This window comes from Streptomyces sp. NPDC004732, from assembly GCF_040609235.1.
Lineage (GTDB): Bacteria > Actinomycetota > Actinomycetes > Streptomycetales > Streptomycetaceae > Streptomyces.
The window spans coordinates 941,945-954,071 of sequence record NZ_JBEXJR010000002.1 but is presented as its reverse complement, the minus strand read 5'-3'; the positions used below and the strand labels follow the sequence as shown (position 1 = coordinate 954,071).

The window sequence follows — 12,127 nt, the reverse complement described above, 5'->3', positions numbered from 1 at the left end:
CTGAGCGCACCCTGCGGGACCGTCAGTGGTAGCGGTCGGCAAAAGGTGAGGGTTTCAGTGACCAAGTACGGATCGTTCCCCGGCGCGCGGCCGCGGCGGCTGCGGACCACCCCGGCCATGCGGCGCATGGTCGCCGAGACGCGTCTGCATCCCGCCGATCTGATCCTGCCCGCGTTCGTGCGCGAGGGGATCAGCGACCCCGTGGAGATCGGGGCCATGCCCGGCGTCTTCCAGCACACCCGCGACAGCCTGAAGAAGGCCGCCGTCGAGGCGATGGAGGCCGGGGTCGCCGGGATCATGCTCTTCGGCGTCCCCGAGGAGTCGAAGAAGGACGCCGTCGGCACGGCGGGCACGGACCCGGACGGGATCCTCCAGGTCGCGCTCCGCGACGTGCGCGCCGAGGTCGGCGACGACCTCATCGTCATGTCGGACCTGTGCCTCGACGAGACCACCGACCACGGGCACTGCGGTGTGCTGGACGCTCAGGGCCGGGTCGACAACGACGCGACGCTTGAGCGGTACGCCGAGATGGCGCAGGTGCAGGCCGACGCGGGCGCCCACGTGGTGGGCCCGAGCGGCATGATGGACGGTCAGATCGGGGTCATCCGCGACGCGTTGGACCAGGTCGGCCACGAGGACGTGTCCATCCTCGCGTACACCGTGAAGTATTCGTCGGCCTTCTTCGGCCCGTTCCGCGAGGCCGTCGGCTCGTCGCTCAAGGGCGACCGCAAGACGTACCAGCAGGACCCCGCCAACAGCCGTGAGTCCCTGCGGGAGCTCGCCCTGGACCTGGAGGAGGGCGCCGACATGGTCATGGTCAAGCCCGCGGGTCCCTACCTCGACATCCTGGCGAAGGTCGCCGACGCGGTGGACGTGCCGGTGGCGGCGTACCAGATCAGTGGCGAGTACTCGATGATCGAGGCCGCCGCCGCGCGGGGCTGGATCGACCGGGACGCGGCGATCATGGAGTCCCTGACGGGGATCAGGCGCGCGGGCGCGAACATGATCCTGACGTACTGGGCGACCGAGGTCGCGCGGCAGCTCTGACGCCCTCGCGGGCGGCCCTTGACCTCAACCTTGGTTGAAGTTGGAGGGTGGTGTGCATCGACGTTCTTTCCACGTTCCGAGGAGCACACCATGCGCGCTGTCGTCCTGTACGAGTTCGGTCCCGCCGAGAACCTCCGCAACGAGACCCTGCCCGACCCCGTCGCGGGGCCGGGCCAGGTGCGGATCGCCGTACGGGCGGCGGGAGTTCACTTCGTCGAGACCGTGATGCGGCGGGGTGAGGCGTCCGACATGGCGCCACCCCTGCCCGAACTGCCCGCGGTCTTCGGCGGTGAGGTCGCGGGGACCGTGGAGGCCGTGGGCCCCGGTGTCGACGCCGCGTGGCTCGGGCGTTCCGTGGTGGTCCCGCGCTCGGTCCCCGGCGGGTACGCCGAACTGGCGGTCGCCGAGGTCGCGGAGGTGCACGTCGTCCCCGAAGGACTCGGCTTCGAGGCCGCGGTGACCATGGTGATGACCGGGGCCACCACCATGGGGCTGCTCGGTGTGGCCCGGCTCCGTGCCGACGACGTGGTCCTTGTGACCTCCGCGGCCGGTGGCGTGGGGCGGCTCGTCGTCCAGTACGCACACGCCCTCGGGGCGACGGTGATCGGCGCGGCCGGTGGCCCGGCCAAGGCCGACGCCGTGCGCGCGCTCGGCGCCGACATCGCCGTCGACTACAACCGGCCCGGCTGGGAGCGCGAGGTCGCCGAGCGGCTCGGCGGCGGGCGGCGCGTCACCGCCGTACTCGACGGGGTGAGCGGCGAGAAGGGCGCGGCGGCCTTCGAACTGCTCGCCGACGGCGGACGGTACGTCGTCATCGGCTGGTCGTCGCAGGACGCCTTCGAGCCCGGCCCCGAGGTGCTCGCGGAGCGGGACATCACCTTCACCAACGCGCTGCTGCACCTGATCGAGAACCCCGGCGACGGCCCCGCGCGCGAACGCGAGGCCCTGGAGGCCGCCGCCAAGGGGCAGTTGGTGCCCGACGTCCAGACGTTCCCGCTGGAGCGGGCGGCCGAGGCGCACACCGCCATCGAGCGGCGGGAGACCACCGGGAAGGTGGTGCTGGTGCCCTAGCCCTGCTTGAGCAGGGTCGCCAGGCGGGAGAAGCCGTCGGCGCCGTGGCCCTGCTCGACCGCGCGGTCCAGGAGGTCCTGGAAGGGGTCGAACAGGTCGGTGCGCAGGCCCTGTTCGGCGAACGCGGCGGTGAAGTTGGGGAACGCCTCCCGGTTCATGGCGAGGTTCGAGACGTCCGTGACGTGCTGGCCGGTGGCGAGGCCCTCGGCCATGCCGGAGACGTTGCCGTGCACCATCGCGATCACCCAGTCCGTGAGCAGCGGCGCGAAGTCGCGGGGATCGAGGCCCTCGCTGCCGGTCAGCGCGAAGGCCTGCGCCACGCCCATGGCCATGCCGTACATGCCGGTGAGCAGGGAGAGGTCGTAGAGCGCCGCGAGGCCGGGGTCGGTGCCGACCCACTTGGTGTCGGCGAGCGCGGACAGGGTCTCGCGGTGCGTGGCGAAGGCCGCCTCGTCCGTACCGCTGTAGAGGATGTACGCGCCGGGGGTCGCGATCATCTGCGGGACGGCCATGATGCCGCCGTCGATGTACGTGATGCCGTGCGCCGCCGCCCAGTCGGCCAGCTCCCGTGCCTGGCCCGGTGTGCCGTTGGTGAGGTTGACGACGGTGCGACCCGCGAGGGCCTCGGCCTCCGGCTCCAGGAGGGCGCGTACGTTGTCGTTGGTCGTGAGGCAGACGATGACCGGGCCGCCCGGGCCGCCCGGGCCGCCCGCGGTGACGGCGTCCCGTGCGGTGGCGGCGGGGGTGGCGCCCTGGGCCACCAGCGGGCCGGTCTTCGACTCCGTCCTGTTCCATACGGTCGTCGGGTGCCCCGCCTTGATCAGGGCCGAGGCGAGGGCGGTGCCCATCAGGCCGAGACCGAGGACGGAAACGGGGGAGTGGGCAGGGGTGTTGGGCACGGGGAAGCTCCTTCGAGGCGTCCCGTCGGACCGTTCCTTCGGGTACGTGTTCGATCCTCGTTGGGCTCCGTGGGGCGGACAAGTACCGACTTTTTTGTGCGGTACTCACCAAAAGGTGCGTGAGCCGGTCGGAGCTCCCCGTGCCGGGCCGGGTCAGCCGAACTGGCCGGGCTGGTAGTCGCCCGCGGGCTGCTGCAGGATGACGTTCAGGCGGTTGTAGCTGTTGATCAGGGCGATCAGCATCGTCAGGCCGGTGAGCTGCTCCTCGTCGAAGTGCTTGGCGGCGTTGCCCCAGACCTCGTCCGACACCCCGCCCGCCGCGTCGGCGATGCGGGTGCCCTCCTCCGTCAGCTCCAGGGCGGCACGCTCCGCGTCGGTGAAGACCGTGGCCTCGCGCCACGCGGCGACCAGGTGGAGGCGGGTGCTGTTCTCACCGGCGGCGATCGCTTCCTTGGTGTGCATGTCGAGGCAGAAGCCGCAGCCGTTGATCTGGCTCGCGCGGATCTTCACCAGTTCCTGCGTGGCGGCGGGCAGCCCCGTGTCCGAGACGACCTTGCCGACCGCGGTCAGGTGCTTCATGGCCTTGCCTGCGGACGGGCTTGCGAAGACGTTCAAACGGGCTTCCATGGTGTGCTCCTGTGCCGTTGGCTGGTGGTTCACAGGTAGGACGGACGGACCTCGCGAGATGTGACACCAACGGATGTGACCTGCGTCTCCTGGTCATCGCGTCACCGGATGAGGGCGTCCTGCGGTGACTGCTGCCAGTAGGTGGTGCGCGCCGAGCCGTCCACGTACACACCGCTCGAAGGCAGCTGGACGGCCGCCTCTGGGCCGACGCCGCCGTCCATGGCCCGGTTGGCGAACAGGAGGCCGAGGCGGTGGGCGGTGTGCCCGCCCTCCGCACCGTCCTCCCCGGCGCCGTCCCCGTCCCCGTCTGCGTCGCCGTCCGTCGTCGAAAGCGCCACGCCCGCGTACGCCGACTCGCCGGGCTCCAGGGTGACGACCGCCTGCGGTACGGAGTCCGGGTCGGTGTCGGCGGGGGCCTGGGCGTCGTCGAAGCGGAGATAGGGGGCGTTGTACGCGTCGCACGGCCTGGTGCCGATGTTGGTGGCGGTGATGAGGAGGTGGTGCAGGGGGCGGGAGACCTCGGTGACGGCCACCTCGGTGTTCGCGCCGGTGCAGGGGACCGACTTCCGTGCGGTGCGCCGGTTGGAAGCGGGTTGCGGAACCGTGCTGTGCTTGTCCGTCGCCTGCACGACGAGCGTCGCCGCGCCCTCGTCCCGAGTGCCGGTTCCGCTGGCGCAGCCCGTCAGGGAGAGGGTGCCGAGTGCGATGGCGGTGGCCGCAGAGATACGGACTGCGGCGGTCGTCCGGGAACCGGTGCGGGGCATGGCTGGTCCTTAATGTGTGCCGGAGGCGGCGTGCTTGGATGGCCTGGATGGGCACAGCTTGTGCCGAGACGGGTCCCAGTCGCCACGGGTGCCGGGGAGTTGGGGACGCTGGAATGGTCGCACCGGCTCTGAACTGGGGGAATGATCTCCCCTTGGAACGCGTGAATGGAATGGTGGAGGGTGGAGATGGCGACTCTCGCGGAGCTGCTGCGGGAGCTCAAGGAGCGGTCGGGACTCAGTTATGGAGTGCTGGCCAAGAGGCTCCACATGAGCACGTCGACGTTGCACCGGTACTGCAACGGGGACGCGGTTCCCACCGAGTTCGCTCCAGTGGAGCGGTTCGCCCGCCTCTGCAAGGCGTCGCCGGAGGAACTCGTCGAAGTCCACCGGAGGTGGATCCTGGCGGACGCGACGCGGGGCAAGAAGGCGGATCCGGAACGCGCCGCCCCTGAACCGGAACGCGTCGCCCCGGCCCCGGAACGCCCCGCCCCCGCCGCGGACCAGGCCGCCCCCGAACCGGCACGCTCCGGCGCCGAGCCGGAAAACCCCGACCCCGAAAACCCCGACCCCGAGCCCGAGTTGGTCACCAACCGCCCGCAGGGCACGTTGTCGCGCAGGCGGCGCCCCCTCATCCTCGCGGCCGCCGTCGTCGCCGCGGTCGTCGGGATCGGTTCCGTCGCCCTCGCCATGAACGGCAACGGCGGCGACGGGCACAAGAAGGACACGGGCGCGGCATCCTCGCCCCGCCCCGGCGACTCGCCCGACGACGCCCCCACCGGCAAGGGCAAGGCCAAGAGCGACGACGACAAGAAGAAGGCCGACGGCAAGAAGAAGGACGGCGCCTCCGCGTCGCCCTCCGAGAGCGACGGCCCCGGGTCCAAGGCCTCCCGAGGCCCCGGCAAGGGCCCGGCCTCCGCAGGCGGCAACGGCGGCGGCACCTTCGACGTACCGGTGACGGTGCGCACCAGGCCGTACGCCATGGACGACCCCTGCCTCCAGGACTTCCTCGTCAACCGCAAGGCCTCCGAGGTGCCGGAGCAGCCCGCGGTGCAGGACGCGGCGGGCTGGGTCGGCGACCTAGGCGCCGTCCCTGCGGGCCGACAGCTCATCGAGGTCACCGTGCAGGGCACGGGCGACGAAACCGTCGTCCTGCAGGACATGAACGTCCGGGTGCAGAGCACCAGCGCGCCGCTGGCCTGGAACAACTTCCAGATGGCGACCGGCTGCGGCGGCGACGTCGCCCCCAAGTCCTTCTCCATCGACCTCGACGACGGGTCGCCGCACGTCAAACCCCAGTCGGGCCAGCGCGACTTCCCGTACAAGGTCAGCGAGAACGACCCCGAGGTCTTCTTCATCATCGCCAACACCGATCTGCACGACGTGCGGTGGTACCTGGAGCTGGAGTGGTCCAGCGGCAAGCGGCACGACTCCCTGCGCATCGACGACCAGAGCAAGCCGTTCCGCACCAGCGGCAAGCAGGGGCGCCCCACATACGGCTGGCCGCCCGGCTACGACAAATGGATCAAGCAGCCGCAGAACAGCTGACCCGGTACCTCCGCGTCCGCATCCCGGAATGACGAGTGTGGCCCGCACCTGCGTGCTTAGGGTGCGGGCACAGCCGCCAGAGCCGAAGGAGCCGTCGCCGTGACCGTCACCGAGCCTTCCCCAGCAGCCGCCCCCCTGCCGCCGCTCGCCGCGCGCGCCGCGGCCGTCGGGGGTTCGCCGGTACGGGACATCCTCGCGGTCACCGCGCGGCCCGAGGTCATCAACTTCGCGGGCGGGCTGCCCGCCCCCGGCCTCTTCGACGGCGACGGCATCGCGGCCGCCTTCCGCGCGGTGCTGGCGGAGATGCCCGAGCGCGCCCTGCAGTACTCGACGACCGAGGGCGAGCCCGCCCTGCGTACCGCCATAGCGGCCCGCGCGACCGTCCGCGGACTGCCGACCGACCCCGACGACGTGCTCGTCACCACCGGCTCGCAGCAGGCCCTCTCGCTCCTCGCCACCGCGCTCATCGAGCCCGGCGACACCGTCCTCGTCGAGAACCCCTGCTACCTCGCGGCCCTCCAGGCCTTCGCCTTCGCGGGCGCCCGCGTGGTGCCCGTGCCCTGCGACGAGTCCGGCATCGACCCGGCCGCCCTCGACACCCTCGTCGCCCTGCACCGCCCCAAGCTGCTGTACACCGTCCCCACCTTCCAGAACCCGACCGGACGCACCCTGCCCGCCGACCGGCGCGCGGCGATCGCCCGGGTCGCCCAGCGGCTCGGACTGTGGATCATCGAGGACGACCCGTACGGCGAACTGCGCTTCGAGGGCGAGCGCGCGCCCTGGATCGCCACGTACCCCGGAGCCGAGGACCGGACCGTCCTCCTCTCCAGCTTCTCCAAGGTCATGGCGCCCGGCCTGCGGCTCGGCTGGCTGCGCGCGCCCGCCGCGCTGCTGCGCGCCTGCGCCGTCGCCAAGCAGGCCGCCGACCTGCACACGCCCACCGTCAACCAGCTCGCCGCGGCACGCTACTTGGCCGACCGGGACCTGGACGCGCACGTCGCCCATGTCGCGGGCGTCTACCGCGAGCGGCGGGACGCGATGCTCGCGGGCCTCCCGGACGCCCTCCCCGAAGGGTCCGTCTGGATCCGTCCGGAGGGCGGCATGTTCGTGTGGGCCAGGCTCCCCGAAGGACACGACACGACGGAGCTGCTGCGAACCGTGATCGCGCACCAGGTGGCGTACGTCCCCGGGGCCCCGTTCTTCGCGGGCGAGCCGGACCGGGCGACCCTGCGGATGTGCTTCGTGACGCAGACGCCGGAGGAGATCGCGGAAGGGCTGCGGCGGCTCGGCCGGGCGTTCGCGGTTGCTTCCGGTGAAAGCTGAGCGAACTCGCGTTATTTCGGAGGTAGTTGTCGGTTCCTGCGCCTAGGGTGACCGCTGTTGAGAGTTCATCCGCCTGGGGAGTGCGGATGCTTCACACAGAGGGGATCAACCATGCGCAGTACAGCTCTGCCTGCCAAGCGGCCTGCCAAGAGATTCGGACAGGCCCTCGTCGGCGTCGCGGTGGCCGGCGGCCTGATCGCCGTCGCCGCGCCCGCGCAGGCCGCCGCAGGCGACCCGGTCGCCGTCAGCTCGTACACGTACACGAGCGCCGAGGGCGACTCCATCGGCCAGGGCAAGTCCGGCACGTACAAGGACCCGCAGAGCCCGGTGCGGATCAGCGGCACCGCGGAGTCCCTGACGGTGTCGCTGCCCGACGCGGAGTGGAGCATCGACATCGCGGCGCCCAGGGGTGAAAAGCTGCGCCCCGGTGTCTACCGCGGCGCCGAGCGCGCGGCGTTCCGCACCGGCCGCTCGCCCGGCCTCGACGTCAGCGGCGGCAGCCGCGGCTGCAACGAGGTGTACGGATCGTTCGCGGTCAACCAGATCGAGACGGACGCGGACGGCAACGTCACCCTCCTGGACGCGTCGTTCACCCAGAACTGCGAGAACGCCACGGCCCCCGCACTCAAGGGCGCCGTCAAATTCCACGCCTACCCGCTCTCGTACCGCTTCCAGAGCGACCCCGAGGACTACATCGGCGCCGGACGCACCGTCGGCTACACCGGCTCCACCAGCACTTTCAAGGCGTCCGGCGACGCGTCCCGGGTGCACTACTCGGCCTCCGGCAAGCGCGACGACTGGTCCGCCGACATCGGCGCGCCCAAGGGCCGGACCCTGGAGGTCGGCAAGACCTACCAGGCCAACCGGTTCGGCGACGACGGCCTCGGCGAGCTCGATGTCTACGGCAACGGCCGCGGCTGCAACACCACGTCGGGGGAGTTCAAGGTGACCAAGCTCGCCCTGGACGAAGCCGGTGAACTGAAGGCGTTCGCCGCGACGTTCAAGCAGATCTGCGGCAGTGGTGGCACCGCCGCACTGAACGGCACCATCCACTACTACGCCTGACCCACTGTCAGGACCGCCCGGGCGTCAGAGGCGCTCGGGCGTCCTGATGCCGAGCAGCGCCATGCCCTGGTGCAGCGTCCGCGCCGTGATGTCGCACAGGAAGAGGCGGTTCTCGACCTGGGCCGGGCTTTCGGCCTTCAGGACCGGGCACTGGTCGTAGAACGTCGTGTACAGCGACGCCAGCTGGTACAGGTACGCGGCCAGCTTGTGCGGCGCGTACTCCGCCGTCGCGTCCGCGATCAGCTCGCCGAACGCGTCCAGGTGCAGGCCGAGGGCCCGCTCCGCCGGGGCGAGTTCGAGCTCCGGGTGCGCGGTGGGGCGCGCGCTGTCGCCCGCCCTGCGCAGGATCGACTTGATGCGCGCGTACGCGTACTGGAGGTAGACCGACGTGTCGCCGTTCAGGGAGACCATCTGGTCGAGGTCGAACTTGTAGTCACGGTTCGCCGACGTCGACAGGTCCGCGTACTTCACGGCGCCGATGCCCACGTACCGACCGTTCTCGACGATCTCCTCTTCCGTCAGGCCGATCTTCTCGGCCTTCTCACGGACGACCGCCGTGGCCCGCTCGACGGCCTCGTCGAGGAGGTCCTCCAGCTTGACCGTCTCGCCCTCACGCGTCTTGAACGGCTTGCCGTCCGCGCCGAGCACCGTGCCGTAGCCCATGTTGTGCGCGGTGACGTCGTCGCTCAGCCAGCCCATCCTGCGGGCCGCCTCGAAGACCATCTTGAAGTGCAGCGACTGCCGCACGTCCACGACGTACAGCAACGTCGACGCGTGCAGGTCCAGGACGCGGTCGCGGATCGCGGAGAGGTCGGAGGCCGCGTACCCGAAGCCGCCGTCCGCCTTCTGCACGATCAGCGGGACCGGCTGGTCGTCCTTGCCGCGGATCTCGTCGAAGAAGACGACGAGGGCCCCCTCGGAGCGGACGGCCACGCCCGACTCCTCCAGCAGACGGGCGGTCTCCGGCATCATGTCGTTGTACGCGGACTCGCCGACGATCTCGTCGTCGCGGACCTCCATGTCCAGCTTCTCGAAGACCGAGTAGAAGTAGACCTTCGACTCGTCGACGAAGCGCTGCCACAGGTCGAGCGTCTCCTTGTCGCCGGACTGCAGGGCGACGACCCGCTTGCGGGCCCGCTCCTTGAAGTCCTCGTCCGTGTCGAAGACGGCACGCGACGCCTTGTAGACCCGGTTCAGATTGCTCATCGCCTGCTCGCCGTCGACGTCCGTGGCCGGGGCCAGCTGGTCGGGGTTCTCGATCAGGTACTGGATGAGCATGCCGAACTGGGTGCCCCAGTCGCCGATGTGGTGGCGGCCGATCGTCTTCTCGCCGGTGAAGTCCAGCATGTGGCGCAGCGCGTCGCCGATCACGGCGGAGCGCAGGTGACCGACGTGCATTTCCTTTGCCACGTTCGGCTGCGCGTAGTCGATGACCGTCGTGCCCGCGGCCGGGTTCAGCGGCACGCCGAGCCGGTCGCCGTCGGCGGCGCGCGCCGCGAGCGTCTCCACGATCGCCTGGTCGGTGACCGTGACGTTCAGGAACCCGGGGCCCGACACCTCGACGTCGGCCAGCAGATCGCCCTTGGTGATCCGCTCGACGACCTGGGTGGCCAGCTCGCGCGGGTTGGCCTTGGCCTTCTTCGCGAGCGCCAGGATGCCGTTGGCCTGGAAATCGGCCCTGTCGCTTCGTCGCAGCAGCGGGTCGGCGGAGCCGGCCTCCGGCAGGGCAGCCGAGAGGGCGTCCGCGAGGCGCTGGTGGACGGAGGCGGTGAGGGACGTGACCGAGGCCATGAATGGGTGCCGTTCTGCTCGGGTGCCTGGGCGTGCTGTAGCTACGAAAACCGAGTATCCCACGCGGTGAAAAGCGGTTTTCGCGGTTAGGGGCCGACCTGGGAGAATGGCTCCGTCAAGCCGTACTCACGTAGAGAAGAAAGGCGTGTCGATCGTGGCTCAGAGCACCGATACCACCGACTGGGTCTCCCGCTATGCGGACGAGGTCATCGCCGAGTCGGAGCGTCGTGCCCCGGGCAAACCGGTCGTCGTCGCCTCCGGACTCTCCCCCTCGGGCCCCATCCACCTGGGCAACCTCCGCGAGGTCATGACCCCGCACCTGGTCGCGGACGAGGTCCGCCGCCGTGGGTACGAGGTCCGCCACCTGATCTCCTGGGACGACTACGACCGGTACCGCAAGGTCCCGGCCGGTGTCCCCGGCATCGACGAGTCCTGGGCCGAGCACATCGGCAAGCCGCTGACCTCCGTCCCGGCCCCGGCCGGTTCCGCGTACGCGAACTGGGCCGAGCACTTCAAGGCCGCGATGACCGCGTCCCTGGACGAGCTCGGCGTCGAGTACGACGGGATCAGCCAGACCGAGCAGTACACCTCCGGTGTCTACCGCGAGCAGGTCCTGCACGCGATGAAGCACCGCGGCGACATCGACGCGATCCTCGACCAGTACCGCACCAAGAAGGACCCCGCCAAGGGCGGCAAGGGCGGGAAGCAGCAGCAGAAGCCCGTCGACGAGGCCGAGCTGGAGGCCGCCGAAGGATCGGGCGCGGCCGCCGAGGACGACGGCAGCGGCGGCACCGGCGGGTACTTCCCGTACAAGCCGTACTGCGGGCAGTGCGAGAAGGACCTGACGACCGTCGTCTCCTACGACGACGAGACCACCGAGCTCGTCTACACCTGCACGGCGTGCGGCTTCGGCGAGACCGTCCGGCTCAGCGAGTTCAACCGCGGCAAGCTGGTCTGGAAGGTCGACTGGCCGATGCGCTGGGCGTACGAGGGCGTGATCTTCGAGCCGTCCGGCGTCGACCACTCCTCGCCCGGCTCGTCCTTCGTCGTCGGCGGCCAGATCGTGCGCCAGATCTTCGACGGCGTACAGCCGATCGGCCCCATGTACGCCTTCGTGGGCATCTCCGGCATGGCGAAGATGTCGTCCTCCAAGGGCGGCGTGCCCACCCCGGCCGACGCCCTGAAGATCATGGAGGCGCCGCTCCTGCGCTGGCTGTACGCGCGCCGCAGGCCCAACCAGTCCTTCAAGATCGCCTTCGACCAGGAGATCCAGCGGCTCTACGACGAGTGGGACAAGCTGGAGTCCAAGGTGGCCGACGGCTCGGCGCTGCCCGCGGACGTCGCCGCCCACTCCCGGGCGGTCCGCACGGCAGCGGGTGAGCTGCCGCGCACCCCGCGTCCGCTGCCGTACCGCACGCTGGCCTCCGTCGCCGACATCACCGCGGGCGCCGAGGACCAGACGCTGCGGATCCTGCGCGACCTGGACCCGTCCGACCCGATCACGTCCCTCGACGTGGCCCGTCCGCGCCTCGACCGCGCCGAGAACTGGATCACCACCCAGGTCCCGGCCGAGGCCCGCACCATCGTCCGCGCCGAGCCGGACACGGAACTCCTGTCCTCGCTGGACGACGCGGGCCGCGAGTCGCTGCGGCTGCTCCTGGAGGGCCTCGACTCGCACTGGTCCCTGGACGGCCTCACCCACCTCGTGTACGGCGTGCCGAAGGTGCAGGCGGGCTTCTCCGCGGACGCGACGGCGAAGGAACTGCCCGCGGAGATCAAGGTGGCCCAGCGCTCGTTCTTCGCGCTGCTCTACCGCCTCCTGGTCACCCGGGAGACCGGCCCGCGGCTGCCCACGCTGCTCCTCGCAGTCGGTGCGGACCGGGTGCGCAAGCTCCTGGCGGCCTAGTACCGCAGGGCCCCAGTGCACACGGGCCGGTCCGGGTCGGTTCGCCGGTCAGGACCGGCCCGTGTGCCCGTGTGCCCGTGTGCATGTGT

General features: G+C 70.8%; 10 protein-coding genes. 6 read left to right on the top strand and 4 right to left on the bottom strand.

The window, feature by feature from the left end; all coding sequences use genetic code 11:
• Positions 1-57 precede the first annotated feature (57 nt).
• Both hemB and ABZV77_RS09025 read left to right on the top strand, forming a co-directional pair.
• Positions 58-1,047 (top strand): porphobilinogen synthase, encoded by a 990-nt coding sequence (gene hemB, locus ABZV77_RS09030; RefSeq protein WP_356252229.1) that lies wholly within the window; start codon positions 58-60, stop codon positions 1,045-1,047.
• 90 nt (positions 1,048-1,137) lie between these two features.
• A complete protein-coding gene (locus ABZV77_RS09025; RefSeq protein WP_356252226.1) occupies positions 1,138-2,118 on the top strand; it encodes a zinc-binding dehydrogenase in 981 nt (326 codons plus the stop codon).
• On the opposite strand, the gene ABZV77_RS09020 is transcribed toward ABZV77_RS09025, so the two are convergent.
• The 3 genes from ABZV77_RS09020 to ABZV77_RS09010 form a co-directional block, all read right to left on the bottom strand.
• On the bottom strand, positions 2,115-3,017 hold the full coding sequence (locus ABZV77_RS09020) for an NAD(P)-binding domain-containing protein (protein WP_356252223.1): 903 nt from the start codon (positions 3,015-3,017) through the stop codon (positions 2,115-2,117). The two genes, ABZV77_RS09025 and ABZV77_RS09020, sit on opposite strands and share 4 nt — an antisense overlap.
• Before the next feature lie 153 nt (positions 3,018-3,170).
• On the bottom strand, positions 3,171-3,644 hold the full coding sequence (locus ABZV77_RS09015) for a carboxymuconolactone decarboxylase family protein (protein WP_356252220.1): 474 nt from the start codon (positions 3,642-3,644) through the stop codon (positions 3,171-3,173).
• Positions 3,645-3,745: 101 nt separating this feature from the next.
• On the bottom strand, positions 3,746-4,408 hold the full coding sequence (locus ABZV77_RS09010) for a DUF4232 domain-containing protein (RefSeq protein ID WP_356252217.1): 663 nt from the start codon (positions 4,406-4,408) through the stop codon (positions 3,746-3,748).
• A 186-nt stretch (positions 4,409-4,594) separates the two neighbouring features.
• Between ABZV77_RS09010 and ABZV77_RS09005 the strand changes: the two genes are divergently transcribed.
• The 3 genes from ABZV77_RS09005 (at position 4,595) to ABZV77_RS08995 (ending at position 8,341) form a co-directional block, all read left to right on the top strand.
• Positions 4,595-5,953, top strand: a complete 1,359-nt coding sequence (locus tag ABZV77_RS09005) for a helix-turn-helix transcriptional regulator (RefSeq protein WP_356252214.1) — start codon at positions 4,595-4,597, stop codon at positions 5,951-5,953.
• 99 nt (positions 5,954-6,052) lie between these two features.
• Positions 6,053-7,276: a PLP-dependent aminotransferase family protein gene (locus ABZV77_RS09000; protein ID WP_356252211.1), complete on the top strand. Its 1,224-nt coding sequence runs from the start codon at positions 6,053-6,055 to the stop codon at positions 7,274-7,276.
• A gap of 111 nt (positions 7,277-7,387) precedes the next feature.
• Positions 7,388-8,341 carry a hypothetical protein gene (locus ABZV77_RS08995; protein ID WP_356252208.1) on the top strand — a complete coding sequence of 318 codons (954 nt, stop codon included), beginning with the start codon at positions 7,388-7,390 and terminating at the stop codon, positions 8,339-8,341.
• 24 nt (positions 8,342-8,365) lie between these two features.
• Here ABZV77_RS08995 and argS read toward each other — a convergent pair whose 3' ends face one another.
• The gene (gene argS / locus ABZV77_RS08990; protein WP_356252205.1) at positions 8,366-10,132 is read right to left on the bottom strand and encodes an arginine--tRNA ligase; all 1,767 of its coding nucleotides are present in this window, start codon (positions 10,130-10,132) and stop codon (positions 8,366-8,368) included.
• Positions 10,133-10,277: 145 nt separating this feature from the next.
• Here argS and lysS point away from each other — a divergent pair, with 145 nt between their 5' ends.
• A complete protein-coding gene (gene lysS / locus ABZV77_RS08985; protein ID WP_356252202.1) occupies positions 10,278-12,038 on the top strand; it encodes a lysine--tRNA ligase in 1,761 nt (586 codons plus the stop codon).
• Positions 12,039-12,127: the final 89 nt, after the last annotated feature.

Coding starts and splice junctions, on each gene's coding strand:
- ABZV77_RS09010 (WP_356252217.1), bottom strand. CDS start 4,408: ATGCCCCGCACCGGTTCCCGGACGACCGCCGCAGTCCGTATCTCTGCG.
- argS (WP_356252205.1), bottom strand. CDS start 10,132: ATGGCCTCGGTCACGTCCCTCACCGCCTCCGTCCACCAGCGCCTCGCG.
- ABZV77_RS08995 (WP_356252208.1), top strand. CDS start 7,388: ATGCGCAGTACAGCTCTGCCTGCCAAGCGGCCTGCCAAGAGATTCGGA.
- ABZV77_RS09025 (WP_356252226.1), top strand. CDS start 1,138: ATGCGCGCTGTCGTCCTGTACGAGTTCGGTCCCGCCGAGAACCTCCGC.
- ABZV77_RS09005 (WP_356252214.1), top strand. CDS start 4,595: ATGGCGACTCTCGCGGAGCTGCTGCGGGAGCTCAAGGAGCGGTCGGGA.
- ABZV77_RS09015 (WP_356252220.1), bottom strand. CDS start 3,644: ATGGAAGCCCGTTTGAACGTCTTCGCAAGCCCGTCCGCAGGCAAGGCC.